Raw genomic sequence first — 26,345 nt, 5'->3', positions numbered from 1 at the left:
TTAAGATTTCACAAATTGCGAACATCCTAATCCAAAAGATTTTGGGCTGTGACAAGTACTAATCGTGTTATTACTTGCAGAGTGAACAATTTTTATTGGAATAGAGGCCGGCCATGTGCGCCGGGTTGTAAATAGATGTGAAGATAAATCGGGATGATTTATTGGATCTGGCAAAGATAAAAGAAGCTGGCGTAGAGCGGGCTTACGGCGTTTGAAGGATTATCCATGCAGCTAAGTGTCGAGAATAGGCAAGGCATTCGTTATATGGTGAGAGTTGGCTGGGCGTACCAGATGGGTATTCCCCTGCAGGTGGATGCCACCCAGCTCTTATCTATGTTCGATAACGCCGCCATTCAGGAGATCTATGAATACTTTTTCGGCTTGAATGGGATTTCCTGCAATACGCTGAGTGTCAGTATCCAGTCCAGTCAGTCGGGTACGATATTTCTTGGCCCCTTAAGTGAAGCTCCGGGACATTTAACCAGCCGGGAAAAAGAAATCTACCTGGCCCTGGTACAAAACCGCCTGATTATTGAGGAAGCCCCATTTGCCGCTACCGAGCTGGTCGACAAGCAGGCGCAACTGCTCAGCAAAATCCGTATAGGGTTTCAGCAGATTATTGCTCAAGAGCGGGCTGAGGCTGCGTTGATTCAGCAGCGCCATGAACAGCGCTCGGGTCTAGAGAAGGTAGGTGCTTATATTAATCGAGGCGCTACGGGCCTGGGCAACGCTGCCTGGGGGCTGGCCGTTTGGGCTAAAGACGTGCTTGAAGTGGCTGCACTAATCCATCCTGTACGCCAGTCCTTTGAGCAAAATAAAGCGGTTGTCAATTACCTGCTCCATGATAAAAGTCTTGTAGAGTCTCAACGGGAATATTTATCGGCTGTTCAGCGAGAAGCGGTAGATGTACTCGGCTTCGACCCCTCTAAAATCACCAAGCAGCAATTTGATCTGGCCCTTGAGGTGGCTGAACTGATTTATGACGATCCGGCGCTACGCGATATCATCATCCGTTTTGCCAAGGATTACGCCAGTGCCCAGCACAGTTTAGAAATCACCGAAATGGCCGGTGGTGGAGCTTTTGAGATTATTCTCACCATCGTGTTGGCTGCGGCTACAGGGGGTATTGGTGCGGTAGCGGCTATGGCGAAAAATACGCGCCTGCTAACAGCCTTCCGTGGCATCGGCGACCTGATGATGGATTTTGCCAAGCTGAAAAAGCAGCGCAATCTGCTCTCCAAAAAACGCGGCGGCAATGCCAAGGGCAATGGTGCCAGCTTCTCCGACCTGAGTTCCTCTGAAGCCGCGGTACCAACACCGTCCGGCGGCCCCTCGTCGAGTAGTTCTTCCTCAAGTAGCGCTTCCAGTAGCTCTGCTTCTAGCAATAGCTCTACCAGTAATTCCAGTAACGGTAATCAAAGCAACCAGGGGAGTGGCTCAGGCTCCAATACCGATGGTGGGAGCCAGGCCAACGGCAGTTCTACTTCCAATGAACCGGATAGCGCTAATAGTGAGACCGGCACTAACCAAAATGGTAGTACCTCCCAGTGCAATGCGAATGCCTGTGAGGGCGGAGAGCCCATCAACCTAAAAACCGGTGAGGAGCGTCTCACTCTGGTGGATACGGTATTAGATGGGCCCCTGCCACTCACTGTAGCGCGTACTTACCGTAGCAGTAACCCCAAAGATTTTGGTCTGGGACATGGCTGGACTCATACCCTGGGGGAAAAACTGCTATGGCGACCCGGTAAAGCGGTGCAATTCCACGATGCCGAGGGCCGAGTGATTAACCTGCCGGCACCAGGAGATAGCGGTCGCAGCCACAATGTGGTGGAGCAGTTATCGCTTACTCGCGTTAATGATGAACATTGGATAGTTACCCCCTATGGTGCCCCCAATGGAGTGCAGAGGCACTTTAAAGCTATCGGGGATAAGGGGACTCTTAAGCTTGCAGAAATTCGCGATGGTTATGGCAACTTCTACCTGTTCCACTATATCGATGAGCGTTTAATCTGTATCGAGAGCAGTCTCGGTGAAGCCCTGCATATCAGTCCTCCGGAAGGGCAGGCAAAAAGTTTACATATTGGTGAACTGAAAAAAGAAACCCGCGATGGTCGTATTAAAGTTCTCGCAAAATATGAGTACAACAATGAAGGCGACCTGATCAAGGCCACCGATGCTGATGGCCACAGTGAGCAGTATCAGTATCACCAGCATGTTATTAAGCAGCGTACCCTAAAAACCGGCTACCGCTTCCACTTCGAATGGGATGCCGAAGGTCCCTCCGCCCGCTGTGCTCGTCAGTGGGGTGACCCTATCGATGGGCAGGACACTTACAATTATCAGTTTGCCTGGGATGATGATGGTAAGGGGGTTAGCGTCACGGATACCCGCGGCGGTAAAGAGCGTTACCGTTTCAATGAGCGCGCCCTGCCCATTTATCACCGCGATCCGGAAGGTGCCGAGACCCTTTATACATATAACGATCTGGGCCAGATCACTAAGGTACAGCTGCCAAGTGACGATGGCAGTCTGCGCGAAGAGATTTATCAATACGATAATCAAGGCCGCCTGGTACAAAAAACCGATGCCGCCGGCAATAAGCGCCGCATTGAATACAATAGCGAAGGTCTGCCCGCAAAAATTACGGACCCTGCTGGGAATAAGTGGCAACGCGAGTACAACAAAAAAGGTCAGATCGTTGCCACTAAAGATCCTCTCGGCAACAGTACCCAATACGGTTATAACCCCGTTGGTCTGATCGGCAGCGTTACCGACCCATTGGGAAATACCACCCGCTACTTGTGGAACCCCGAGGGTAAACTTGCGGCGGTCAAAGACCCTATGGGCCGCGCCCAACACTACCGCTATGACAACGCTCGTCGCCTGGAAGAAGTACAACACGCCCCCGGCCAGGTCACTCGCTACGAATACGATGCCCAGGATCGTATTCATGCGGTGACCACTCCAGATGGCGCCCGCACCCAATACAGCTACAACCCTCAGGGGTTACTGGCCGAAGTTACCGACTCCGAAGGTCGTAGTACCAGTTATGCCTACGACGGCCTCAGCCAGGTTAAGACCCGCTCCAACCCGGACGGCAGCCGCCTGCAATACCACTATGACGGTGAGCGCAACTTAGTCGGCCTCACCAATGAAAACGGAGAGCGCTACCAGCTTAAATACGATCTCAATGAGCGCCTGATTGAAGAAGTTGGCTTCGACGGCCGCGTGACCCGCTATGCCTATAATCGCGCTGGCCACTTAATCAGCTCCAGAGCCGTAACCGACACTGATACTGGTAAGGGTATCGACACCATCTTCGAGCGCGACCCCTTCGGCCGCCTGTTAGAAGAAGTCACTCCAGACGGCATCACCAATTTCCGCTACAACCGCAGCGGTCAGCTAATTGAAGCGGAAAATGCCCACCGTAAACTGCGCTGGGAGTACGACGCTAATGGCCGCGTTGTGGCCGACTGGCAGGGTAAAGATAAACTGAGCCACCAATACGATGCCATCGGTAATCGTATTGCCACAACATTACCCGATGGTGAAGTACTGAGCTTCGCTTTCAATCCCGCCGGCCAATTCCAAAGCCTGCACCGCCGTCCTGTCGGTGGTGAAACCGATCAGCTGATCACCAGTATCAACCACGATGAACAGGGTAGGGAAAGCCATCGCCAACACGGCAATGGGCTGGAAAGTCAGAGAGATTACGATCCTCAGGGCCGCCTGCAAAAACTGCGCCTGGGCAAGGCAAATGGCCCGGTATCAGATCCGGCTCAGTCAAACTCCATCCTTGAGCGTAGCTACCAATACAATAAAGCCGGCCAGATTGCCCAAATTGAGGACAGCCTGCGCGGCACCCGCAGCTACCACTACGACGCCCTCGACCGCCTCACTCAGGTAGACGGCCCCAACCCCGAATATATTGTGCACGACCCCGCGCACAATATTCTTGCCGCCGCTAACTCGAAAGACGAAGCCAAGCAGCAGGCCAGCGCCACCCAGGTCAAAGGCAACCGCTTAGCCTTCCGTGGTGATACCCACTACCGCTACGATATCCACGGCAATCGCATCGCCGAACTGCGCGGTAAAGGACAAAAACTGCAAACCCGCTACCACTACAACAGCCGCCAGCAGCTGGTGCGGGTAGAAAAGCTCAAGGTAGAAGAGGGGGCAGAGCAGCTTCAACAAAAGATTCACTACCAATACGACCCTCTGGGGCGTCGTATTGGTAAAGTGAGTGAAAGCGAGCAAACCGGTTTTCTCTGGGATGGCGACGTACTCCTGCAGGAAAATAAAGTCGATACCCAGACCAAGCAGGATCTCAATACCCGTACTTACTACTTCGAGCCGGGCACTTTCAAACCGGTTGCTTTAAAAGAAAGTAAGCAAGAGAAAGAGCAGGTATACCACTACCACCTGGATCATCTGGGAACCCCAGATACTCTCACCAATCAAGAAGGCGAAGTGGTATGGAGTGTTGCTTATAAGAGCTATGGAAATATTGCTTTAGCCCATGAAAACCAGGTAGAGCAACGGATCCGCTTTCAAGGCCAGTATTACGATGAGGAGACGGGGCTGCATTATAATCGGTTCCGTTATTATGATTCGGTGATTGGACAATTCATTTCTCAAGATCCAGTTGGGTTGTTTGGTGGAGTGAATAACTATCGATATGTTCCAAACCCGATTACCTGGATTGATCCTCTTGGTTTGAAGTGTAAAGAGATAACCCTAAATGATATTAAATTTAAATCTATTTGGGGTGATGAATATCTCGAGTTCTATGTCAGAGATGATGATGGAAACAAATTAGATTTAGGTTTGGCTGAGTTGTCTGAGGGTGAGGGTAAGATCACTTTTTCGATATTTAACGATAATGACGGAGTTAAACTAAAACCAATTGGTTTTAGTCTTACGGAGGCATTGCTATCAATTTCCATTCTAGAATTCATGGAAAAAAATAATGGTTTGCCACCAAGTAGTCTGCCCGGTGGTTTATCAAAATCAAATAAATATAATTATCAAAAAGAATACTCTCTTGCATTAGATGAGGGATTAGATGCTAATGATGCGAAGAATAAAGCTATAGTTAATGTATCATTTGGCAAGCATAGGAAAAATATGGGCTATGAAGACATAGAGGTGCTGCATGGTCCTACAGTGACCACTGTTACTCATGATGCCCAGGCGCAACTCCTTGAAGTCCCGCTGGAAAATGTTCCAGAGGGAATTGAAGTCACGAGCGCCAAGCTTACAGACAAAAGCAAGCTTGATAAAACGTTAGCAAAGTACAAAGAGGCTTATGAAGGTGGGCGAGAAAATAACAAATAATGAAGTAAGAATACATCGAATGCACTTAAAGAAAATTGAAAAAGTAATTGGTGTTGCTGTCACCCCGGTTGAGGAGGGTAAATTTTCTAGCTACCAAGAAATTGATGAATTGACGAGAAGTCGTGTTAGAGAAATTTGCCACCAGGAAGATGAATTGAGAGCTGAAGCATACCTTAAATATCTGTTGTCTAAAGATCTTGATCGTGGGTATGTATTTTCTTTTATAATCAATGTCATAATTGGTGGCATGGATCAAGATGAGTGGGTAAAAAAAAATCTAGGGTGCTCGGGTAGAGATTAACTTTAAAAGTGAGAAAGTTCAGGAAGTCATAGATTGAGAAACAATATATGTATCTCTATGGGCTTGATTTCTATTTGGAAAGGCCCTAAGGAGTGAAATATAAGATCTATACCCTGACTATTGTATTTATTTTGATGAAGTGATAGCCAGCTAGTGGTATAGAGAGGCCTTGGGTTATCTGGAACAGGGGAGAGAAATTGTAGGCAATCATACAAATCTTGCGCCCAGAGTTTGTTTGTTGGTAGAGGCTGGTTACCCTCCTCTGCTGACTTCGTTAAAACTTGAATTCGGCTTTCAAGGATTTTTGTATGCAGCTAGTGTAATGGTAAAATGTCTAGCCATATGAGAGTGTGAAGAGTGCTTTTACAGCGTAACGTCGTTCTGGCAGCTATACAATCCAATTCACTGGATCAAAATTGTGCTCTAGCCACGCTGGCCAATTCCAGAGCCTGTACCACTAACGCCCCGATCAACCAAGTACTACCATTAGCCACGATGAACATAGCAGAGAAAGCCAGCACCAGCATGGAAATGGGCTGGAGAGCCACTGGGACTATGATCCCCAAATACTACAGCTGGGCAAAACCAATAACCTAGTTACCGACCCAGTTCAGGGCTCGATTCGAATCTGAAGCACAGCCGCTATTACGTCGATCTAGACTGCCTCACTCAAGTGGATGGCCCAATCCAGAATATTTTGTGTACTACTCCGCGCACAGTATTCTGGTCGTCGCCAAAAGATGTTCACCTTAGTAGTTTTGGTTTATGAAATCTCTATTTGTTTGTGTATTTTTTTTATTTTTAACGGGGGGTCTCTATGGTTAGCAATGTTGATTTAGAAGAACTAAATGAACAAAGAGTTAAAACAAAAGTATATAGTGGGTATTTGCTTGCATGGAATCAATTGAATAAGCATATTGAGTCTTCAGGGACTAAATTAAATTTAGAAGAATATTTGATTTTGTTTGATGAGGATAAAGAAAATTATATCGTGAAATTTACACGGCCTTTTAAATCTCCTGTTTTGGGGGGGAGTTGGTGAAGCTGTGATTGATAAAGAGACGCTTGAGATTGTTAAATTTAAATTAACTCGCTAGGACAACAATCTAGGAAGTCAACTCAGTTGAGATAAATCGACAAAAGATTGAATAATTGGGGTCAGAGTGAAATATTGACGTTTCTTTAACCTTTAATCAGGCTTCTAAATACCGGCTACGAGTACGATGCAAAGGATCGTATCCATGCGGTAATTACGCCAGATGGTGCTCGCACTCAATACAGCTATAACCTCCAAGGGTTGCTGGCCGAAGTTACCGACTCTGAAGGCCGCAGTAAATAATGGGGTCAGAGTAAATTATTGACGATTAATTAACCTTTAATCGGGTTTCTGGTCACTGGCTACGAATACGACGCCCAGGATCGTATCCATGTGGTGACCACTCCAGATAGCGCCCGCACCCAATACATCTACAACTCTCAGGGGTTACTGGCCGAAGTCACCGACTCCAAAGGTCGCAGTACCTGTTACGCCTACGACGGCGAGTGAAATTTAATTGGCCTTACTAACGAAAACGGTGAGTGCTACTGGGAATACGATGCCAATGGCCGCGTTTTGGCCGACTGGCAGAGCAAAGACAAACTGAGCCGCCAATACGATTCCGTCGGTAATCGTATTGTCACGACTTTACCCGATGGTGAGGTACTGAACTTTGCCTTCAATCCCGCCGGCCAATTCCAAAGCCTACACCGCCGCCCCATAGGCAGTGATACAGATCACTGATCACCAGCATCAGCCACGATGAACAGGGCAGGGAAAGCCAGCGCCGATACGGCAATGGGCTGGAAAGCCAGAGAAACTACGATCCTCAAGGCCGCCTGCAAAAGCTGCGTCTGGGCAAGTCAAATGGTCCGGTATCAAATCCGACTCAGTCAGACTCAATCTTGGAGCGCAGCAACCACTACGACGCCCTCAATGGCTTTACCCAGGTAGACGGCCCCAACCCTGAATACTTTGTGCACGACCCCGCGCACAATATTATCGCCGCCGCTAATTCGAAAGATGAAGTTAAACAGCAGGCCTGCGCCACCCAGGTCAAAGGTAACCGTCTCGCTTTTCGGGGTGATATCCACTATCACTATGATATCCAAGGAAATCGTATCGCCAAGCTGCGCAGTAAAGGACAAAAACTGTAAACCCGCCACCACTACAACAGCCGCCAACAACTGGTTCGGATAGAAAAGCTAAATGTAGAGAAGGGCGCAGAACAGTTCCAGCAGGTCATACACTACCAATACGCCGCCTGGGGCGTCGTATTGGTAAAGCAACAGATAGTGAACAAACCCATTTCCTCTGGGATGGCGATGTCCCCCTGCGGTAAAACATAACCGATATCCAAGCTAAGCAGGATCTGAATACCTACATCTACCATTTCGAACCGGGTACTTTCAAACCGGCTGCACAAAAAGAAGGTGGGCAGGTTTATCATTACCATTTAGATCACCTAGGAACTCCAGATACTCTTACCAACCAAGACGGTGAAGTTATATAGAGTGTTGCTTATAAGCGCTACGGTAATATCGCTTTAGACCATGAAAACCAAGTAGAGCAACCGATACGCTTCTAGGGGCAGTACTTTAATGAAGAGACTGGACAGCATTACAACCGGTTTAGGTGCTATGATCCACAGGTTGGGGAGTTTACTCAGCAGGAACCGATTGGGTTATTAGGTAGATCGAATAATTATCGGTATGCTCCCAACCCTTTAATCTGGACTGCCCCTTTAGGTTTGTCATCCAAAGATTGTCCTCCTAAAGCAGATCCTGAGAGAAGTAGTAAACCTAGCCTCTTTAGTAAAATTAAAGCTCTATTTACTGGAAAAAATGAGAGAGATAGGAATGACACTCAACCCCCTAACGACACGATCAAACAAGTTGATCAAGGTACTCCAGTAGCAATTATCAACGGTAAGGCATTTGAGCCTACAGTAATGCATGGAAAGGGTTGCCATGGTATGAGAATACCTGAAGGCATATCTATTGATGATTTGTTTGCAAATGGATTACATGCAAAAGGTGATAATATTGATCTTATAAATTACGCTAATGGTGGAGATGATAGTGCATTCAGGGGGACATCACCTTTCATTAAGAGCCCTATGGCCGAGCATGGAGGGGCCGATAGATTGGGCAGATGAAGTAGGGATAGTTGTTAAGATTGAGGGAGCTCCAATGTTTAACGTTAACGAACTTCTAGAAAGAAGAGTTGAGAATGCATTTGGGAGATTCGGGGGGATAAGTATATAGCAGAGTCAGAGAGTGCTGTTTTTGCTGACATAAAAACTGAGCATATTAAAGCCGTGGCAAAGGTTAAAGAAAATGCCCGAGGGAGATTGGAACTTGAAGAATGGGTTGAAAACCCTAACTTTGGGAAAGGTCTAGAGGAATGAATGAATTTAATTCGAGGTGGAAAACTGATAACGGAGCTAAGAAAGCAATACAGGTAGTAACAGCTTTACAGTCAGATAAACCTTTGGATGAATATCTTTTTGAAGACTATTTGACAGATAAATACAGTGTCAATGATCGTGATTTTGATCAGCTTTTTGATCTTAGAGGACTGGAGATAGAAGGGGAAAACTTTTCGGATTGTAGTTTAAGTTATTTGAATTTGAGCTATTGCACGTTTATTAACTGCAATTTCTCTAGAGTTAATATGTTTAACAGCAGAGTGCATGAATCTTACTTTAAAAAATGTGAATTTGTTTCGTGCGAGCTAGAGTCTTTGTATGGTAATAGTGCTAAGTTCGATCATGTTAAATGGGGTTTGTCTAGCTTTAGCTCAAGTTATTTTATTAATTCGGAAATAGTTAAATCTACTATTTTAGATTGTGATTTTTCTTCTTCGAGGCTAGTCTTGCCCGATTTTAGGGGGAGTGCAGTCAAGAATAGTGACTTTTCTTGGGCAAGAATTGCGCCCACTAAGAGCTTTATAATGGCTGTTAGTGAAAATAAAAAAACAATAAATTTGAATTCTGTTGAGTGGCTTAACTCAAAAGGTAAGGTGGCTAAAGACCCATTTGAGGCCTCACGGCTTTTTGATTTTTTAAGTCTATTTTAGCTGGGTGATTATATATGGTAGGGGGTGGCTTTAGTGCCCAAGTGTTTTTGAAATATGCTTTTCCTGGGGGTCGGTTAAAACATATATCCTAAGCCATTTAATGCGTTCACTACAAACTACAGCGCCAGAAAATTGGAAATAGGAAGCTGGTCCTTGATTCTGATTTTGTTCCCATGAGAAGAGATGGCATTCATTCATAATAAACCTGCTTTAGAATAGTTTTTAACCAATATTAAAACAGCTTTTGGAAGTGTATAGAAAGAGAGATTTTTTTATTTCTGCAATCAAGTTTAACGACAATCCATTCACATTTTAAATCAAGGAATGGCCTAATGGGAGTGTCTGAATTCGAAAGGATTTCTCGGGAGTTTGTATTGATTAATGTCGGTGTAGTACTAAGTAAGCCTTTCACTTGGTGAGTAAACTTAACTAAAATATAGCTGATGCCTATGAAAAAGCAGATAAGACGTAGTTTTTCAATGAGATGCGGAAAACACCCACCACAAGCTGTGCTGGGAATACGATGCCAGTGGCCGCGGGACTGTGGATTGGCAGGGCAAAGATAAACTCAGTCACCAATATAATACTGCCTTCAACCCTGCCGGTTAATTCTAGAGCCTGCACCGTCGCCCGGTCGTCTATGATATAGACCAACTGATCACCAGTATTAATTACGATAGATGAGATTTTGTTCTGTGCGAGGACAGAATTTAAAATAACTAAGAAAGAAAAAGATGAAGATGGTATTTGGCGTATTGATTTGGAGGAGGAATAATGGTTATTGAAGTGAGTGTTCCCCCATTGTCTAATAAGTTTTGTGAGGAAAGTCAGACTAAAAATCAATGGCTACTAAACTACTTTCTCTATCGAGAATCTTCTCGATCACAGGCAGACTTATTCAACTTTGCAAGATCAATTGGGAAGAACTCTAGTATTCTAGCTGATCGATATAGAGGTTGCTTGTTAGGTCTGGCTATTGGAGATGCCCTAGGTACAACCCTGGAATTTGGTGCGAGACCAGATAAAGAGGATCTAACAGAAATTGTAGGGGGAGGACCATTTAAGTTGAAGCCTGGTCAATGGACTGATGATACTAGTATGGCTCTTTGTCTAGCCTATAGCTTGCTTGATAAGAAATCTTTCGATGCAAGAAATCAAATGGAGCTTTATCTAGCGTGGTGGAAGGATGGTCTTTTTAGTTCCACTGGTAGTTGTTTTGATATAGGGAATGCTACTGCGAGAGCCCCCAGTAAGTTCTCTGAAACAGGGCAAGAGTTTTCCGGTTCTAACCATGAAAGATCCGCAGGTAATGGTTCCCTAATGAGGCTGGCTCCGGTCCCCCTTTTTTTGCTAGCCTGCCACAGGATGGTATCCGAATGGCTGGAGAAAGTTCAAAAACAACTCATCCCGCAATTGAATGTGTGGATTCATGTAGGTATTTTTCAGCTCTGATTCTTGGTGCTTTGTATGGCGAGACAAAAGATGTACTTTTGAGCGAAGGATATGCTCCAGTTAACGGCTATTGGGGATTTCATCCTCTTTGCGAGAAGGTAAACAAAATAGCACTGGGATCATATAAGAAAAAACAAGAGATGAAATACTCTCATCCGGTTATGTCATTGATTCTTTAGAGGCGGCTTTATGGGATTTTTATAACACTTCAAATTTTGAAGATGGCCTTGTGAAAGCCGTAAACCTTGGAAGTGATAGTGATACTATTGGTGCTATATATGGTCAATTGGCTGGAGCCTTCTATGGAGAATCGAAGATCCCATTTCACTTTATAAAAAAGATACATAAGCCTCATCTGTTTTATTATTTTGCAGATGAGTTGGTTGCATATTATGCAGGGAGTCCAGTTTTTGAAGAGTGTAATATTGTTAATTTACAAAAAGTCTAGTTTTGCTATGTTTTGAATGTGTATGAAGCCTCTTAGTTGCCGGAATAATATTTCGACATATGCACCTATTTGAAATTATTCCTCTAATGATAGGTTAGTTTTAATTAACACACAGGTAAACCACCGCCTCTGGCGGTGAGACTTGACAAGGCTCAGCCGTTCCGGCGTGCAGAGTAAAAATATGGCCTCCATGAACGGGCAAGTTCTAGAAGGAGGCCATATGCGAGATTGGCAGTGCCAAACTCACGTGAAACATTATTGCAGGTACCACGTGGTATTTGTGCCCAAGTATCGAAAGAAAGCGTTATTTGGGACATTGAGGCGGGAGATTGGAGCAATATTCCGAGACTTATGTCGTCAAAAAGGCATTGAGTTAGTCGAGGGGTACGGAATGAGGGATCACATTCATATGCTGTTAATGATTCCTCCGAAGTTTAGTGTTTCCAATACGATTGGGTTTCTGAAAGGGAAATCTGCGATCCAGATATTTCGGAAGTACAAACATGTACAAAGAAATTTCACAGGAAGACACTTTTGGGCTCGGGGTTACTGCGTGAGTACAGTGGGGCTTGATGAGCAGATGATTCGAGAGTGCATCAAGAATCAAGAGGTCGAAGAACGCCGGCAAGAACAGATTCAACTAGCGGGGTTGTAACTAGCCCCCTCTGGGGGCTTTCACCATACCACCCGCTATGCAAGTGGTTGTTGATTGCTCCATTAAGTCTTTGATAAGTTGGTTGTATATAATTTTGTAGCGTTAAATTTTAGTGGGGATCACTTCGTGAGCTAGGTGTAATATTAATTCTTCAATAAGTGAAGAGGCTGTTTTGAGTGCGAACTTACATATAGTTTTTTCCATTTCTTGTTGAAAATTACATAGAAAGAAAATGGGTCGATTTAGGTCTGATCGAAATGGTAATTAAGGAGTGAAACATGTGTTGCCAATGTTCTCTTGATCTCTGGCTAGCCAGCCTGTGATTGGCTTGAGAGGAATACCGGCTAGGGGGCTTTAGCTACTATATTGGATGAGTATGAAGTGCTTAACTTCGCCTTCAATCCTGCCAGTAAATTCCAAAACCTACTTAGGCAGCGATACTGATCGGCTGATTAGCAATACCAAGAAAAACAATGTCTGGGCAAGGTCAACGGCCTGGAATAAGATCCGACTCAGGGCTCAATCCCTGAGTACAGTTATTATTACGATGCCCTGGTCCGCCTGACCCAACCCCGAATGCCTTGTCCACGTTCCTACACAATATTCTTGTCGCCCCCAACCCGAAAGGCGAAGCAAATCAACAGGCCAGCGCCACTCAAGTCAAAGGCAACTGCCTCGCTTTTCGTGGTGATACCCACTACCGCTACGATATCCACGGCAACCGTATTGCCGAGCTACGCGGTAATGGCCAAAAATTGCAAGCCCGCTACCATTACAACAGTCGCCAGCAGCTGGTGCGGGTAGAAAAGCTTAAGGTAGAAGATGAGGCAGAGCGGCTTCAACTAGAGATTCACTACCAATATGACCCTCTAAGGCGCCTTATTAGTAAGGCTTCTAGCGATGATCAAACTGGCTTTCTTTGGGATGGTGATGTCCTCCTGCAAGAAATCAAAAGAGATCTCCAAACTCAGCAGGATCTTAATAGCCGTACATACTACTTCGAACCGAAGACTTTCAAACCTGTTGCACTTAATGAAGATAAGTAGGTCTATTACTACCACCTAGACCACCTCGAAATCCCGGATACCCTCACCAACCAAGATGGTGAAGTGGTGTGGAGGCGTTGCCTACAAGAGCTATGGCAATATCGCCGTGGCTCTCGAAAACCAAATTGAACAGCCGATTCGCTTCCAAGGGCAGCACTTCGATGAAGAAACCGGGCTGCACTACAACCGGTTTAGATACTATGAATCACAGGTAGGGGAGTTTACTCAGTAGGATCCTATTGGTTTAGTAGGGGAATCAATTTATACCGCTATTGCTCTAATCCGATACATTGGGTTGATCCTCTTGGGCTTACTTCTAGCGAAGTAGTTTCAATTTGTCCTAAAAAAGCAGCAAGAGAACTTTCGGAAGGTAAGAAAACACAAGAAGTTTATGAAGTAAACGGGGTATGGGATGAGGAGCGTCAAGTTTTACATCATGACTTGGTTCAAGAAAAATTAAATCGTATTACAGGTCTAGGCCAATCAGTTGATGAACCAACAATATTCGCTATGCGAGGCAATTCTGGTAGTGGTAAGTCGCGTTTTGTTAACTCTGGCGGAGTGGAAGGGGTCGAAAGTATGAATGACATTGCAGTAATTAACCCTGATGAGTTCAAGAAATTACTGATTGATAACACAAAATTTCCTGTCACATATGACCAGGTACATGCTGAGAATTCAATGCTTGCTAAACGAGTACAAGCCGAATTGTTAAAACAAAAGGATGTATTAGGAAAGCCTGTAAGCTTTATGGTAGATAAGCGTTTAGGTGATGTTGAAGATATTCAAAAGTTAGTTGATGCGGCGCAAAACACAGGAAGAAAACTTAATGTCTCTGATATGGATGCTCCGCTCGAAATCTCTTTAATCGGTGTTCTAATGCGAAAGCCTGGTGGTGAGGACCCTATAGTCCCTTTTCAAGTTGTGGGAGAGACTGGTTTCAAACCAGCAAGAGAAAACAGAGAGAAGACAATAAAATTTTTTGAGGATAATCCGGAGCTTGGGGTTTACGAGCTTTATGGTACATCCCATTCAGGAGATAAAAAGCTGGTCGCTAGAGTTGAGCAAGGTGAGTTGGATATTCTTGATCAATCTGAATACGTTAAACTTACAAGTGATCCAACTTTTGAAATGAATGAGTTGAAACATACTGAAGTTGATGATGCTGAGATAGCAAGAATAACCGACCCTTTACCTGACGGAGCTTGGAAAGAGGATGTGGTTTCAACCTTATCCAAGTATAAGGGGAGAACTTGGGGTAAAGCTATTGAAGAGCATGGTGGGTTTGGAGATTGATATGAGGCTTAAAGGTGACGCTGCAAAGCAATTTGTTGCTGAATTAAGGCGACGACACAAAAAAGAAAGGCAGGAAAGGCTGGAAAAGGCTAAGCAAAAAGCAAAATTAGATGGTAAAGAACCTTTTGATATTGATTTGGTTTTTAAGTATTTTCCAGTTTATGAACATGATAAAGAGGATATGGAAAATCCAAAAGTAATGCAGCAAAAAATAGAGGCTTTAGAGGAGCGTTACTATGTTAGCTTTCCAGACATCATGACTATAAAAGAGTTTGGTGAGAAAATGTGTGAGTTGAGAAATTGGGGAGCTTTTGATTGATTGTCTATTAGCCAGAAATTTTTATGGTGTCTGGAGGGCTCTCTGTATGTGTCCGTATCTTATAGTTCCTATTACTTGTGATCTATGGCGTGCTAAAGAGGCAGCTTAGAATGGTCATAAATTGAAGAGCTGAGATTTAGGTATGGGCAATATAAGTATTGCCAGTACTTTATTAAGTGGTTAATTTAAATATCGGTTTACTCCGAATTGGGTAACGATGGTAAGAGTGTTACCGATTGCCTAGATGGTGAGTAACGCTAGAAGCTGTTTTATAACTTCCTTAATGTAATTAACATACAGGCAATATAAAAAAGGGAGTTATAAAATGGCTTATAGGATGTATCCCATGGATTTATATCACTTGTGAAATGGTAGTAAATATAGTTGGGTGCAGCGGTAGGTGATAATTGTCTTTTTAAAAGCGAAATTGTGTCGATTGGTACCTGTAGCAGCTGGGGCTTTAAATTGCGATTAATTTTTTAATCGTGTTTTGCCCAGGGATAATTACTTGTGAAACTATTTTTCCTGTCTTTATTGTGTTTCTGGTGTGGAAACTTCATTTGAAGTGGTCCTTGAATTTAATTCTTTTTATGCCATTTGGTTGAGCTTGCCGCCTCATTAAAGAAACCAATGTCATTATTCCTTTTTTGAGAGTTGGTACTATTGACAGTAGTTGTCTTCAGCATGGAAGGTGAGCGGGCTGTCTGGGGTTGTCAATTTAATAAAAAAATTAAGGTTCAAGTTATGAGAAAAGCTAATCTTTCAACTTCAATAAAAACTGCATTATCTTTATGTTTGCTAATATCACCTGCTATCAGTTTTGCTGAAAGTGATTCTTCACTTGAGCGTGCTAATGACAACGCTAAATTTAAACGTTGTGGCACTAATCACCCCTCTATTCAGGAGGCTGCTTTGAAAGAGCAGCATTTTACTGCGCTGCGCGGACAGTCTCGTAGTATAAGCAGTGGAACTCATACGCTACGTCCAGCGGGTTCTGTAACTATTGATGTATATTTCCATGTTATTACTGATAACGCCAATAATGGGTCGCTACCCAGCAATGTAATTAATGCGCAAATGGCAGTACTTAATGATGCTTATGCGAGTACACCATTTACTTTCAATCTGGTTTCAACTTCAGTAACGGCTAATAATTCTTGGTATAACGTTGGATATGGTTCCTCCGCAGAGCGCGCTATGAAAAGTTCATTGCGTGTTGGTGATGCGGGAGACCTGAATATCTATGTGGCTGATATCGGCGGTGGTCTACTTGGGTGGGCAACTTTCCCAAGCAGCTATTCTTCAGATCCGCTGGATGACGGGGTAGTTATTTTAACCGGTTCTGTGCCTGGTGGCGATGCAGCACCTTACAACGAGGGCGATACTCTTACTCATGAGGTTGGCCACTGGTTAGGTTTGTATCATACCTTCCAGGGCGGCTGTGGTGGAAATGGGGATTATGTTTCCGATACTCCTGCCGAGAGGTCGCCGGCTTACGGGTGTCCAGTAGGTAGGGATTCCTGTACTAGGGGGCGGAACGCAGCCGGTCTTGATCCGATTACAAATTTTATGGATTACACTGACGATAGCTGTATGTACGAATTCACAGAGGGGCAGGCTACTCGCGCAGATGAGCAAAGCAGTACCTACCGCGGTCTATAATAATATTTTGGGGGGATTACTCCCCCCAATACACTGATAATTATGAAAAGTATCCGATTTTTTATCCTATTTGCTTTGATATCTATGAATACGGCTAACGTAACTGCCCAGAGGCTCGCTGTGCCAGGCTATGTTGCTTGTAATAGGAACCAGCTGACTTCCTGGCAGGGAGAGGTGATAAAATTAGTGCGGACAGGAAACAGCGTTAAAGTATGGATTTCCACCGATTACGACACCAAAGAATCATTAGAATTGACGATGCCTAGTTGGAAAGCACTTCTCGGTCAGTTCCGTTTACAAGGGAAAGAGTTTCTGGAGAGTGACTGGGGAAAGGTTACTGATCCACAAGCAGGACTTAGGCCTGGGATTCGAGCAGTAATTTGGTTGTGCGAGAATAAGGCCTATCCCGCTGTGATCAATTGGCAGCCTCGGCCAGAGTAGGTGCCTGCATTCTTACTTTATATGTAATCAAGATTTAACTAAATTTTTAGTGCCACCCTAATTAAGTCAAAGAAATCTTCTCTAATGGTTGGTGTTTTTTAAATTAAAGGTTACAAGTCGTGGAAAAGTAACCCCTCAATAAGTTTCGGAAGCCTGCTCCTATATTGAGAGGCGTTTGTTGGGGGGGATATTTAAGAGGATTCTATTGCTGGAGTTCTCATCAATTAATTGATTTCTTTCTTCGTGCAGAATTTTCTGCATTTATATTTGCGCTAAGATCTACATCTACCTTGTAAATGTATTCTCGATTGGGTTGCTGGAGCTAACTGAGTAGTCCTCAAGTTCAACCCCTTGCTTGAATATAAAAATGAACATGTGGCTATTACTATCTGTATACTTCCTTCGGAGAAAAAAGAAGGATGTGAGCATCGCTTGGGCTAAAACACTGTGTTGAGGTCGTTAGATAGACTCCAGTTTTAGCAGGCTGCCCTTGGTGTTTCCTGCTGGGAGTTACTTTTATAAATTTATCTGTAATTTTTTAAAAGAATCATTTTTTTGGTATTCCCTGATCTAGAAATCCAGAATCGACACCGAACCAAAAGCTTCCATCTTTATTGTTAAAATACATATATCGAATGTTGCCTCCGCTGGGTACAGTCGTTTGACTGACAAACTTTTGTGCTTCTGTATCAAAAGCAAAGATGATGTTAGGAATATCACCGGTGTCTGCTACCCATAGCCGGCCTTTGTTATCCATTGCGGTTCCGTAAGGGCGAGGGTTTTCAGTGGGGAGCTTCCACTCTTTGAATTCTTTTGTACTGGGCGTATATCTGCCAAGATAGCCCTCTGGATAGTCCACATACCAGATATTGTTAGATGTATCGATTTCCAGCCTGCGAGGCCGAGCGTTTGGTCGGGGAATTGAGATTTCGTTTACCACCATGGTTTTAGGGTCTACCCAAGCTAGTTTATTCGTGCCAAATAGAGCAACCCAGGGGCGATCTTGTGAGTCTACCTTGATTCCATAAGGGCGTGCGTTGGCAGTTTGTGGTGTAGCTACTTTCACCTCTCCATTATTTACATCCAAAATACCTATGCGATTGCTCTGTTGGGCTGTAAACCAAATATTGCCCTCACGGTTGAATACCAGTGTATGTGGATCATTTACACCTTTAGGCATTGTGTATTGAGTGATTTTACCGGTCTCAGCATCCATACGCCCAATATGAGCATTGCGGTTGCCCGCATACCAAACCATGCTCTGCTTATCTACTATCAAGTTGTGAGGGTGGGTTCCTTCAGGGACCTCAAATTTTTTAAACGTCTGATCAGACGGAGAAAATCGACCGATGTAGTTGCCGGCCTGCCCACAGAACCAAACTTGCTGCCTGTTATCCACATGGGGGTCTCTGGGCAGTCCCTGCCAGGGGACCTTCCATTCGTTTAATTTGAGTCCGTCTGGCAGTTTATTTTCTTGTGCAGCAGTATTTAATGACGTCGATAAGAAATATATGACGCAGATAGTGAGTTTTAGTGACAGCGCAGGAAGTTTTGGGGAGATGTTCATTTGCCAATTCCAGTGATTAAGCCGTCAAGGAGAATTTATACGTATATGCCGTAGTGTGGGAAAATGGGTGATCTGAGTCCTGGTCAAAGCATAGGTGATAATTGATGCATATTGAAAATGGTTTACAGGGTCAATGTTTCGCCGAAGAGTGATTGCAAACTGCTATGTAGCGATTAAGAATCTCATTGGGGCACTTGATCATATTTACGAGAGAGACACTGAAGTCTCAGAACTCTATTTGTGTAAGTTCTAAGTGACCCAGTGGGGTTTAAATGAGAAGAGCCTTGTCTTTACTACAAGGCAGAATTAATAGCCGGTTTGGTGGTGATTGGCAGTCATCTTAAGCTCAATTTACACGCCAGCGTTGTATAGCGTATATTGCTGTCCTCAGTGTAGGAGTCCCGCTATGTTACAACGCCTCCGTCGACCGGAAATTCTGCTGTTGATCCTTGCAGCCTCAATGCCACTTTCTTTTTCTGTCTGGAATACCCTCCTTAATAACTTTGTGATAGCCAAAGCTTCATTTACTGGGGCTGATATTGGCTTGCTGCAAAGTGTGCGGGAAATCCCAGGTTTCCTTGCCTTTACAGTGATCTTTGTTTTGCTGCTTATTCGTGAGCAGCGGTTGGCGCTTCTCTCACTTGTAGCAACCGGGATTGGTGTGATGCTGACCGGTTTTTTTCCATCTCTCACAGGTTTATTACTCACGACATTATTGATGTCGATCGGTTTTCACTTCTATGAAACCCTGCAAACCTCTCTGGCTTTGCAGTGGTTTCCAAAGAAGACTTCGGCAATCTGGATGGGGCGAATGGCTGCAGCTGGCTCTTTTGCCGCATTATTGGCCTATGGGCTAGTTTGGGGCTTGATGGATTTTGGCGGGTTGGACTATTCCTGGGTTTACCTGATTGGAGGAGGGAGCACAGTTATTATTGCCCTGGTGGCCTGGATACTTTTTCCTCAATTTCCCCAGCCCCATAGCCAGAGAAAGCAGTTGGTTGTACGCAAACGTTATTGGCTTTACTACGCTCTGACAATGATGAGCGGTGCACGTCGGCAGATCTTTATTGTTTTTGCTGGTTTTTTGATGGTTGAGAAGTTTGGTTATAGCGTAGGAGAAGTTGCTGCACTTTATACCGTAAACCACCTGTTGAATTTATATATTGCCCCGAAAATTGGCCAGTTTATTGTTCGCTTTGGTGAGCGCCGAATCCTCACTCTGGAGTATATTGGTTTAGCACTAGTCTTTGCTGGTTATGCATTGGTGGAGAGCGCGATGATGGCAGCTGCGCTTTATATTATCGATCATCTGTTTTTCTCTATGGCCATTGCCATCAAGACCTATTTCCAAAAGATCGTGGATGAACGTGACATCGCAGCCTCTGCAGGTGTCAGCTTTACCATTAATCATATCGCGGCGGTTATTATCCCCGTTTTGTTTGGTTTGCTATGGCTCACCTCTCCAGCGATGGTTTTCTTTGCTGGATCTTTGATGGCTTTGGTTTCTTTGGGATTGGCTCAGCTGGTACCGGAACACCCCGGACCAGGCAATGAAGCGCGCTTAGGGCAGGGTGTTGCTGCCACATAGTGGCTCTATTATTTTTTAAGTTTGGATTCTTTGATCGTTATTATGGGTTGTATATGCATCAAATCCTCCTACTCATAGTGCTTGCACTTCCGCTATATGCTTTTGCGTCGCCGGAACAGATTCATGTGGGTGAGTACCGTATTGAATATGAGATCAAAGGATCTGGTAAGGCTATCCTGTTTTTAGAAGCGGGGGGCTCGGCTGGCATGTCTGACTGGAATCCAATCTATGATAGGTTAGCAGAGCATGCACGAGTTATACGTTACTCGCGTGTTGGCAATGGTAATTCTACAGCCATCAAGAAACATTTTAGCTCTGAGGATTATGCTCAAGGGGCCAAGGCCTTATTGGAGGCTTTGGGGGTTAAAGAGAAAATTACTTATATTGCGCACTCCTATGGCGCTCATGTAGCCCGAACGTTTGCCGCCCAGTACCCTGAAAGAATGGCAGCGTTGATGCTGATAGAGCCTTCTTCTGAGCATGATGTGGATATTATGCGATCTCTGAATTTGGAATTGGCCGAAGAGCAAATTGCTCAGGTAAAACTGGATGATATGAAGAACGGCATGTCGAATCAGTACCTGGATTTTTGGTCTAAACGCCCTTTACCTGACTATCCTCAAATCCCAGATATACCCGTCACAGTAATTGCTTCAATTAAAAAGTATGACAATCCTCCTCTTCTTTTCTTTACTGATGAGGCCCGGGATAGATGGGGGGAGTTACATTCAAATTGGGCCCATGCATTTCCACAGGGGCGGGTTGTTTTGACTGAGAAGAGCTATCACTATCCTCAAAATGATGAGCCAGAAATGGTGGTGAAAGAGATTTTGGCACTCACGTTAAAGGCTTATCCACAAGAATGAAAGTAAAGAAGCTACGCTTTAGGCTATCTACTTTTCACGATGAAATGTTCTTTTTTTAAGGTGAGCTGAGCTATCTACCTCATTTAAATCTGTAGCATGAGGCACCTTGGTTTTAGGACGTATATTATGTTAAAAAAAATAATTCTAGCATTTTCTATTGTGGCTGCCTCAGCGAGCACTACCTATGCAGATAGCATTGATGTAGTGCCCGATAACTTATCTGATGAAGAAAAGTTATACGGTCTTTCTTTGTTTTGGAAAGAGGTCAGTTACAATTTTGCTTTCTTCGATCAGGTTCCAGATCTTGACTTTGATGCGAAGTATCGCGAATTTATTCCTCGAGTTTTAGCTACAGAAAACAGCTATGAATACTATCGTGAGTTAAGTCGCTTTAACGCATTGCTTGAGGATGGTCACACCAATGTTTATTTCCCCAAAGATATGCCTGCTAAGTATGTCGGATGGCCGCCTATTCGCCTAAAGGAAGCTGACCAGCAGCCGGTGATAATCGGGGTGGAGAGGAGCTTAGCACCTGAAATTCCTTTGGGGTCAACCATTGTTACTGTAGATGGCCAGGGTGTGCAGGAATACATGAAGGAACAGGTGATCCCTTATATCGCCAGCTCTACCAAACACGTTTTATGGGGTATAGCTGTGCGAGATCTGTTGGACGGCGTTCCGGGTTCCAAAGTTGAGCTCACTATAGAAACCCCTAAAGGTGAAATTAAGAAAGTACAGGTTGAGCGGGATGCGCGTGGGAGGAAGATTGATTACACCTCTATTGCACAACCTCAGTCGAATGGTGAGCCATTTGAGTTTAAGTGGCTTGATGATGATATAGCCTATGTAGCTTTAAATACTTTTGGGAAACAGGCGGTTGTTGAGCAGTTTAAATCTCATTATGAAGATATTGCCAAATCAAAAGGGTTGATAATAGATTTACGCTTTAATGGTGGCGGCAATACCAGTCACGCAGGAGAGATTATCTCTTATTTGGCTGACCGAGATTTACCAGGCTCTGTCTGGAAGACTCCCAAGCATATCGCAGCCTATAAAGCCTGGGGCGCTTTTGCTGACCAGTTTGAGGAGATGGAAAAATATCGCCCTTATGGGGAGGGGAATGCATGGGAAGTCGGTGGGGACCCTTCAGAAAAGCTTAAGGCTAAACTGGATAATAATCACATAGTGCCTACTTATGTGCTAACTGGAAGAAACACGGCATCGGCAGCGGAAGACTTCTTGATTTATGCTGACTCACTTGAGCACTTTACCATTGTTGGTGAGCCAACAAATGGTAGTACAGGTCAGCCAATATTTTTCGATCTTCCTGGAGGTGGTTCTTTTAGGGTTTGTACCAAGCGGGATACCTATCCAGATGGGCGTGAATTTGTTGGCTATGGAGTTAAACCGGATATTTTAGTCGAGCGTACAGTGGATGGTGTCCGTAGCGGTACGGATATTGTACTCAGTAGAGCGGTCAGTGAGCTGAAAGCTAAGTTAAACCTGTAGGTAGAGCTGCAGTCCCGTCGGCAACTTGTGCTATGGGAAATTAATAACAAGTTGTCGGCCTATGCTTATATAACTTGGTAGCACCTTATCATTAGCGTGCCTGGAAGTTATTCGTTAGTGGGGTTGCAATATTTATCTAAACGCGTCACTGGGTCCTTTCGTATCTCCTCAATGACTTTCTTTCAAACAAGTTGTTGCGGCCTGCTTGAAAGTCTTCCTTATAATCCACTAAATTTGGTTTTTGGCATTTACAACAGGCTTTGTTTGCCTGTTGGCCCGCTTACCTGTTTAATGCTGACTTTGGTTTCCGGCGACTACAGGAAAGCGCTTGTCATCGTTTATAAGCCAATTAAGTGGTACGTTAGGGTATCTCTGAAAATTAAGTAACTATAAAAGTAGCTAGGAGTTGTACTTATGGCACAGATCAAAGCTTTGGATAAAAAGGCACACGCCAACCTGAAACTCACCCAGGACATCACTTTTGACCATGTGAGCAGCAATCATATTTTGCCGCTGGTGGTTCAGGAAATTGTTCAGGCGGCCCAGAGCTATCCGATCCTGTTCGTAAAAGACCAGAATACTGAGCAGTTTAAAGTGGTGGCTCTTACGGGCCTGCGTCCCGGTGAAAACCTGTTCTCTGGCGCTGAGGGCTGGAATGGCAGCTACATTCCTCTGCAGGTTCGCACCTACCCATTCGTGCTGGTGAAGAACCCAGAGAACACTGATCAGGCGGTACTGTGTATCGATGAAGACTCCAGTATGTTGAGTGAGTCCGCAGGCGAGGCTCTGTTTGACGGTGAGGGCGAGCAGACTGACTACCTGAAAAACCGCGCTCAGGCGGTGGTAGAAACTGCCCAGCGCGTATCTGTTACCGAGTCGTTTATCGAATTCCTGGTATCCAAAGACCTGCTGACCCAGAAGAAGCTGACTCTGCGTATTACCGAAGAAGATAAGCCCTACGATCTGACTGGTTTCTACGTGATTGACGAAGAGAAGCTGAACAAGCTGTCCGATGAAGACTTCCTGGAACTGCGCAAGCGTGGCGCTCTGCCGGCGATCTACGCTTCCATGATGTCCTCCATGCAGGTTCAGAATCTGATTCGCAAGAAGCGTCTGAACTAATCCTGTACAGCTCGGCAATTGCGGTTGCCGGGCTGCCTGCGCGCATCAGTATTACGAGATGCAGTTATCAGCAGTCATTATCCCTCCTTGATCCCGCCTTGCACTCGTACCACTATTAGCCCCTCTGACGTTTAAGTTCGCGAATAATAAAATGAAATACCTAGCGCGGCTCTCTCTCCGCTACTGGTTTGCCTGGTTGGCGTTATTTTACGGAGTCTGGCTGTTTCTCGTTATGCAGGGCGATAACTTGGCCCTGGCACTGGAGCATTGGTCCATGGCGCTTGCAATGGCGCTCGGCAGCTATGCCGCCGGTTCCACGCCCATGGGTGGAGGCACGGTGGGCTTCCCCGTGTTGGTGCTCTTATTTGATATGCCTGCCAGTCTCGGCCGCGACTTCAGTTTTGCGGTGCAGTCGATCGGTATGGTTAGTGCCAGCTTGTTTATTCTTTGTCGGCAGCAGCCGTTAGCCTGGTCGATGCTACGCGGCGCCTTGCTCGGTTCTTTATTGGCCACTCCTGCGGGCATATTGCTGTTTGCGCCGATGATTTCCGAGCTGTGGGTGAAGCTCTCTTTCGCGGTGCTTTGGGGCAGCTTTGGGATATTTCATTTGTATCGGCTCTCCGAGATCACCGACTGTGAGCACAAGGGTGATCCGCAGTGCCCAACGGATTTTCGTGTAGGTCTTCTGCTTGGGGCTTTTGCAGGCTTCTGTGTGGTCTCGGTAACCGGGGTTGGTGTGGATATGCTGGTGTACGCGGCTTTGGTGCTGCTGAGCCGTGTGGACCTGAAGGTAGCGATTCCCACCTCGGTAGTGATCATGGCCTTCTGCTCTGTACTCGGTGTGCTGGTGAAGTCGCTGGCCGGCGACTGGCAGCCAGGGGTTTTTGGTAACTGGCTGGCAGCGGCGCCGGTGGTGGCCTTGGGGGCGCCCCTTGGTGTTTTTGTTGTGAGCTTGCTGGGGCGCAAACCCACCCTGCTAATTGTGGCTCTACTGTGTGTTGTACAGCTTGTGTGGACCTGTGCGTCGGAACGGCAAGCCCTAAGCGGCCTGGGAGGACCTCTAGTGCTATTGGCGTTATTGCTGTGCTTACTGGGATTCGAGTGGCTGCGAGTATTGGGGTTGCGCCGAGAGCGCAGCCGTGGCGCGGCAGCAATTGGGTCTGGTGCAGAGATTAAGGCCGTTGCCGTAGAGGAGAGTTTGATACCGGGGGTTAAATAAGAGTGCTTGGCGAGTGCTGGCGCGCGACTGCGCGCCGGCGGCAAAGACTAGATGTTTTGCGATAAAAAATATCAGCTGCTAAGTAATCTGGCTTTGAGTGCTGCCCTGATTCGGGCCTGCGGGATAAATTCTGGAAGATGGCTGGGGCGGAAGGATTCGAACCTTCGCATGACGGGATCAAAACCCGCTGCCTTACCGCTTGGCTACGCCCCAGTTTCAAGGTTCACAAAGAATAGTCTCTGTGATTTGAAATGGTAGCAAGGGGGAGACTCGAACTCCCGACCTCAGCATTATGAGTGCTGCGCTCTAACCGGCTGAGCTACCTTGCCATTTCTTTTGTTGTCTCGGCTGTCCCGAGGGCGCGCATTATTAATCGATGGGCTGGGTGTGTCAACACTTTTTTGTATTCTTTTCAGTTAGTTAGCGATTTTTTTCATCTGGAGCCGCAGAGCCCTTGGCGCGATGCCCGGAACGGATAGCGGCGAGGGCGGAACCCAACACCACCGCAGCGGCACCACTCCAGCTGATCCAGTTAAGCGGCTCCACCGCGATGTAATCGGGCCAGATACTGCTCACCAGGGTGCTGAACAGCAGCGTGATTACTGGTACTAGTGACAGAGTGGCACTGACACTGGAGGCTTCCCAGTGCGCCAGGGCCTTGCTAAAGGCGCCATAGGCGATCAGTGTATTGGCGGTAAGAAAGGCAAGTAGCAGCCAGTCCAGCCAGCCCAGATGGGCGACATCCAGTGGATCTGCCATGGGCAGGAAGCACAGGGTGCCAGCAATATAAATCAATACCAACAAGTCTTGAGGCGTGGCGCGGCTGAGGATTTTCTTCTGGAAAAAGCCATATACCGCCCAGGATACCGCGGCGATCAGGATCAATCCGAGCCCCAGCAGGTAATCACTATCGGCGCCGCTCCCCAGCTCGGCGAGGCGCTGGTTGAAAAATAACAGTAGCCCCATCACCACTAGGGCCACACCGGCCCACTGTCTCGGAGAAAAGCGTTCATTAAGCCACAGAACACTGGAGATCAGCAGTAGTAGCGGGGCTAGCTGGATCACGATCTGTGCCGCACCAGGGGTGATGTGATTTAGGCCGCTGGCATAGGTGAGGTAATTCAACAGCAGCCCGGCCACGGCGAGTAGGGTGAACAGCAGCAGGCTGCGGCTGAACAGTGCCTTTAATTTCAATTGCCGTGCACGCCCGTAGTAGAGTCCCGCCAACAACGCCGCGCCAGCAAAACGATACCAGGTGGCGGTCTCAGGGCTGATGTGTTCCAAAAGGCCTTTGAGGGCGATGGGTAGGGCTGCCCACATAAAGACGGTGGTCAATGCCAAAGGCAGGCCGACTTTCCAGTTTGATTGCGCCATGGATCTTACGCCGCAGAGACAGC

At 45.8% G+C, this 26,345-nt stretch carries 26 protein-coding genes, 2 tRNA genes and 1 pseudogene; 21 read left to right on the top strand and 8 right to left on the bottom strand.

The annotated features are described in order from the left end of the window. The first annotated feature begins 225 nt into the window (after window positions 1–225). Together ACJJJA_RS18380 and ACJJJA_RS18375 are read left to right on the top strand one after the other, a co-directional pair. Window positions 226–5,340: an RHS repeat-associated core domain-containing protein gene (locus tag ACJJJA_RS18380; protein WP_444902988.1), complete on the top strand. Its 5,115-nt coding sequence runs from the start codon at window positions 226–228 to the stop codon at window positions 5,338–5,340. Then, a complete protein-coding gene (locus ACJJJA_RS18375) occupies window positions 5,318–5,641 on the top strand; it encodes a hypothetical protein (protein ID WP_444902987.1) in 324 nt (107 codons plus the stop codon). The genes ACJJJA_RS18380 and ACJJJA_RS18375 overlap by 23 nt, the downstream gene beginning before the upstream one ends. A 410-nt stretch (window positions 5,642–6,051) precedes the next feature. On the opposite strand, the gene ACJJJA_RS18370 is transcribed toward ACJJJA_RS18375, so the two are convergent. Next, window positions 6,052–6,189: a hypothetical protein gene (locus ACJJJA_RS18370; protein WP_444902986.1), complete on the bottom strand. Its 138-nt coding sequence runs from the start codon at window positions 6,187–6,189 to the stop codon at window positions 6,052–6,054. Window positions 6,190–6,458: 269 nt separating this feature from the next. On the opposite strand from ACJJJA_RS18370, the gene ACJJJA_RS18365 reads away from it, so the two are divergent. The 3 genes from ACJJJA_RS18365 to ACJJJA_RS18355 all read left to right on the top strand — a co-directional run bounded on the left by ACJJJA_RS18365 (window position 6,459) and on the right by ACJJJA_RS18355 (window position 7,834). Beyond that, on the top strand, window positions 6,459–6,683 hold the full coding sequence (locus ACJJJA_RS18365) for a hypothetical protein (RefSeq protein WP_444902985.1): 225 nt from the start codon (window positions 6,459–6,461) through the stop codon (window positions 6,681–6,683). A 570-nt stretch (window positions 6,684–7,253) separates the two neighbouring features. Further along, entirely contained in the window at window positions 7,254–7,421 is a 168-nt protein-coding gene (locus ACJJJA_RS18360; protein WP_444902984.1) for a hypothetical protein, read from the top strand. Window positions 7,422–7,582: 161 nt separating this feature from the next. Continuing rightward, window positions 7,583–7,834 (top strand): hypothetical protein, encoded by a 252-nt coding sequence (locus tag ACJJJA_RS18355; protein WP_444902983.1) that lies wholly within the window; start codon window positions 7,583–7,585, stop codon window positions 7,832–7,834. A 92-nt stretch (window positions 7,835–7,926) separates the two neighbouring features. Here the strand turns inward: ACJJJA_RS18355 and ACJJJA_RS18350 are convergent, their stop codons facing one another. Further along, on the bottom strand, window positions 7,927–8,133 hold the full coding sequence (locus tag ACJJJA_RS18350) for a hypothetical protein (RefSeq protein ID WP_444902982.1): 207 nt from the start codon (window positions 8,131–8,133) through the stop codon (window positions 7,927–7,929). A gap of 192 nt (window positions 8,134–8,325) precedes the next feature. On the opposite strand from ACJJJA_RS18350, the pseudogene ACJJJA_RS18345 reads away from it, so the two are divergent. From ACJJJA_RS18345 to ACJJJA_RS18335, 3 genes and pseudogenes are all read left to right on the top strand, one after another. Further along, a pseudogene (locus tag ACJJJA_RS18345) lies at window positions 8,326–8,370 on the top strand (hypothetical protein); the annotation flags it as partial. A gap of 57 nt (window positions 8,371–8,427) precedes the next feature. Further along, complete coding sequence (locus ACJJJA_RS18340) at window positions 8,428–8,835, top strand: hypothetical protein (protein WP_444902981.1); 408 nt, start codon at window positions 8,428–8,430, stop codon at window positions 8,833–8,835. A gap of 248 nt (window positions 8,836–9,083) precedes the next feature. Next, on the top strand, window positions 9,084–9,758 hold the full coding sequence (locus ACJJJA_RS18335; protein ID WP_444902980.1) for a pentapeptide repeat-containing protein: 675 nt from the start codon (window positions 9,084–9,086) through the stop codon (window positions 9,756–9,758). Window positions 9,759–10,205: 447 nt separating this feature from the next. Here the strand turns inward: ACJJJA_RS18335 and ACJJJA_RS18330 are convergent, their stop codons facing one another. Continuing rightward, window positions 10,206–10,412, bottom strand: a complete 207-nt coding sequence (locus ACJJJA_RS18330; protein ID WP_444902979.1) for a hypothetical protein — start codon at window positions 10,410–10,412, stop codon at window positions 10,206–10,208. A gap of 120 nt (window positions 10,413–10,532) precedes the next feature. Here ACJJJA_RS18330 and ACJJJA_RS18325 point away from each other — a divergent pair, with 120 nt between their 5' ends. The 7 genes from ACJJJA_RS18325 (at window position 10,533) to ACJJJA_RS18295 (ending at window position 14,974) form a co-directional block, all read left to right on the top strand. After that, complete coding sequence (locus ACJJJA_RS18325; RefSeq protein WP_507021854.1) at window positions 10,533–11,210, top strand: ADP-ribosylglycohydrolase family protein; 678 nt, start codon at window positions 10,533–10,535, stop codon at window positions 11,208–11,210. 145 nt (window positions 11,211–11,355) lie between these two features. Beyond that, window positions 11,356–11,658, top strand: a complete 303-nt coding sequence (locus ACJJJA_RS18320; RefSeq protein WP_444905262.1) for an ADP-ribosylglycohydrolase family protein — start codon at window positions 11,356–11,358, stop codon at window positions 11,656–11,658. A 220-nt stretch (window positions 11,659–11,878) separates the two neighbouring features. Beyond that, a complete protein-coding gene (gene tnpA, locus ACJJJA_RS18315; RefSeq protein ID WP_444902978.1) occupies window positions 11,879–12,313 on the top strand; it encodes an IS200/IS605 family transposase in 435 nt (144 codons plus the stop codon). Window positions 12,314–12,894: 581 nt separating this feature from the next. Continuing rightward, on the top strand, window positions 12,895–13,359 hold the full coding sequence (locus ACJJJA_RS18310) for a hypothetical protein (RefSeq protein WP_444902977.1): 465 nt from the start codon (window positions 12,895–12,897) through the stop codon (window positions 13,357–13,359). Window positions 13,360–13,414: 55 nt separating this feature from the next. Further along, window positions 13,415–13,591: an RHS repeat-associated core domain-containing protein gene (locus ACJJJA_RS18305; RefSeq protein ID WP_444902976.1), complete on the top strand. Its 177-nt coding sequence runs from the start codon at window positions 13,415–13,417 to the stop codon at window positions 13,589–13,591. A 209-nt stretch (window positions 13,592–13,800) separates the two neighbouring features. Then, window positions 13,801–14,655, top strand: a complete 855-nt coding sequence (locus ACJJJA_RS18300) for a zeta toxin family protein (RefSeq protein ID WP_444902975.1) — start codon at window positions 13,801–13,803, stop codon at window positions 14,653–14,655. A gap of 1 nt (window position 14,656) precedes the next feature. Next, window positions 14,657–14,974 (top strand): hypothetical protein, encoded by a 318-nt coding sequence (locus tag ACJJJA_RS18295; protein ID WP_444902974.1) that lies wholly within the window; start codon window positions 14,657–14,659, stop codon window positions 14,972–14,974. 737 nt (window positions 14,975–15,711) lie between these two features. On the opposite strand, the gene ACJJJA_RS18290 is transcribed toward ACJJJA_RS18295, so the two are convergent. Continuing rightward, window positions 15,712–15,858, bottom strand: a complete 147-nt coding sequence (locus tag ACJJJA_RS18290; protein ID WP_252083045.1) for a hypothetical protein — start codon at window positions 15,856–15,858, stop codon at window positions 15,712–15,714. Between the two features lie 28 nt (window positions 15,859–15,886). Between ACJJJA_RS18290 and ACJJJA_RS18285 the strand changes: the two genes are divergently transcribed. After that, a complete protein-coding gene (locus tag ACJJJA_RS18285) occupies window positions 15,887–16,636 on the top strand; it encodes a zinc metalloprotease (protein ID WP_252083044.1) in 750 nt (249 codons plus the stop codon). 988 nt (window positions 16,637–17,624) lie between these two features. Here the strand turns inward: ACJJJA_RS18285 and ACJJJA_RS18280 are convergent. Next, complete coding sequence (locus tag ACJJJA_RS18280; RefSeq protein WP_444902973.1) at window positions 17,625–18,644, bottom strand: Vgb family protein; 1,020 nt, start codon at window positions 18,642–18,644, stop codon at window positions 17,625–17,627. A 406-nt stretch (window positions 18,645–19,050) separates the two neighbouring features. Between ACJJJA_RS18280 and ACJJJA_RS18275 the strand changes: the two genes are divergently transcribed. From ACJJJA_RS18275 to ACJJJA_RS18255, 5 genes are all read left to right on the top strand, one after another. Then, window positions 19,051–20,232 carry an MFS transporter gene (locus tag ACJJJA_RS18275; protein ID WP_444886992.1) on the top strand — a complete coding sequence of 394 codons (1,182 nt, stop codon included), beginning with the start codon at window positions 19,051–19,053 and terminating at the stop codon, window positions 20,230–20,232. 53 nt (window positions 20,233–20,285) lie between these two features. Then, entirely contained in the window at window positions 20,286–21,098 is an 813-nt protein-coding gene (locus tag ACJJJA_RS18270; RefSeq protein WP_444902972.1) for an alpha/beta fold hydrolase, read from the top strand. A 126-nt stretch (window positions 21,099–21,224) separates the two neighbouring features. Beyond that, window positions 21,225–22,607, top strand: coding sequence for a S41 family peptidase (locus ACJJJA_RS18265; RefSeq protein ID WP_444902971.1), 1,383 nt, complete (start codon window positions 21,225–21,227; stop codon window positions 22,605–22,607). Window positions 22,608–23,021: 414 nt separating this feature from the next. Continuing rightward, complete coding sequence (locus tag ACJJJA_RS18260; RefSeq protein ID WP_444884007.1) at window positions 23,022–23,729, top strand: SapC family protein; 708 nt, start codon at window positions 23,022–23,024, stop codon at window positions 23,727–23,729. A gap of 151 nt (window positions 23,730–23,880) precedes the next feature. Then, window positions 23,881–24,948 carry a sulfite exporter TauE/SafE family protein gene (locus tag ACJJJA_RS18255; RefSeq protein WP_444902970.1) on the top strand — a complete coding sequence of 356 codons (1,068 nt, stop codon included), beginning with the start codon at window positions 23,881–23,883 and terminating at the stop codon, window positions 24,946–24,948. A 138-nt stretch (window positions 24,949–25,086) separates the two neighbouring features. Here ACJJJA_RS18255 and ACJJJA_RS18250 read toward each other — a convergent pair. The 3 genes from ACJJJA_RS18250 to ACJJJA_RS18240 all read right to left on the bottom strand — a co-directional run bounded on the left by ACJJJA_RS18250 (window position 25,087) and on the right by ACJJJA_RS18240 (window position 26,322). Further along, a tRNA-Gln gene (locus ACJJJA_RS18250) sits at window positions 25,087–25,161 on the bottom strand. 39 nt (window positions 25,162–25,200) lie between these two features. Further along, window positions 25,201–25,277, bottom strand: a tRNA-Met gene (locus ACJJJA_RS18245). Between the two features lie 91 nt (window positions 25,278–25,368). After that, the gene (locus ACJJJA_RS18240; RefSeq protein ID WP_444902969.1) at window positions 25,369–26,322 is read right to left on the bottom strand and encodes a DMT family transporter; all 954 of its coding nucleotides are present in this window, start codon (window positions 26,320–26,322) and stop codon (window positions 25,369–25,371) included. Window positions 26,323–26,345 lie beyond the last annotated feature (23 nt).

The sequence above is a fragment of the Microbulbifer mixtoriginis (SeqCode) genome, from assembly GCF_052466865.1.
The sequence above is the reverse complement of the archived record's forward strand: the minus strand, read 5'-3'. Positions and strand labels throughout refer to the sequence as shown.

Coding starts and splice junctions, on each gene's coding strand:
- ACJJJA_RS18380 (WP_444902988.1), top strand. CDS start 226: ATGCAGCTAAGTGTCGAGAATAGGCAAGGCATTCGTTATATGGTGAGA.
- ACJJJA_RS18365 (WP_444902985.1), top strand. CDS start 6,459: ATGGTTAGCAATGTTGATTTAGAAGAACTAAATGAACAAAGAGTTAAA.
- ACJJJA_RS18350 (WP_444902982.1), bottom strand. CDS start 8,133: ATGGTAATGATAAACCTGCCCACCTTCTTTTTGTGCAGCCGGTTTGAA.
- ACJJJA_RS18335 (WP_444902980.1), top strand. CDS start 9,084: ATGAATGAATTTAATTCGAGGTGGAAAACTGATAACGGAGCTAAGAAA.
- ACJJJA_RS18325 (WP_507021854.1), top strand. CDS start 10,533: ATGGTTATTGAAGTGAGTGTTCCCCCATTGTCTAATAAGTTTTGTGAG.
- tnpA (WP_444902978.1), top strand. CDS start 11,879: ATGCGAGATTGGCAGTGCCAAACTCACGTGAAACATTATTGCAGGTAC.
- ACJJJA_RS18305 (WP_444902976.1), top strand. CDS start 13,415: ATGGTGAAGTGGTGTGGAGGCGTTGCCTACAAGAGCTATGGCAATATC.
- ACJJJA_RS18295 (WP_444902974.1), top strand. CDS start 14,657: ATGAGGCTTAAAGGTGACGCTGCAAAGCAATTTGTTGCTGAATTAAGG.
- ACJJJA_RS18280 (WP_444902973.1), bottom strand. CDS start 18,644: ATGAACATCTCCCCAAAACTTCCTGCGCTGTCACTAAAACTCACTATC.
- ACJJJA_RS18275 (WP_444886992.1), top strand. CDS start 19,051: ATGTTACAACGCCTCCGTCGACCGGAAATTCTGCTGTTGATCCTTGCA.
- ACJJJA_RS18270 (WP_444902972.1), top strand. CDS start 20,286: ATGCATCAAATCCTCCTACTCATAGTGCTTGCACTTCCGCTATATGCT.
- ACJJJA_RS18265 (WP_444902971.1), top strand. CDS start 21,225: ATGTTAAAAAAAATAATTCTAGCATTTTCTATTGTGGCTGCCTCAGCG.
- ACJJJA_RS18260 (WP_444884007.1), top strand. CDS start 23,022: ATGGCACAGATCAAAGCTTTGGATAAAAAGGCACACGCCAACCTGAAA.
- ACJJJA_RS18255 (WP_444902970.1), top strand. CDS start 23,881: ATGAAATACCTAGCGCGGCTCTCTCTCCGCTACTGGTTTGCCTGGTTG.
- ACJJJA_RS18240 (WP_444902969.1), bottom strand. CDS start 26,322: ATGGCGCAATCAAACTGGAAAGTCGGCCTGCCTTTGGCATTGACCACC.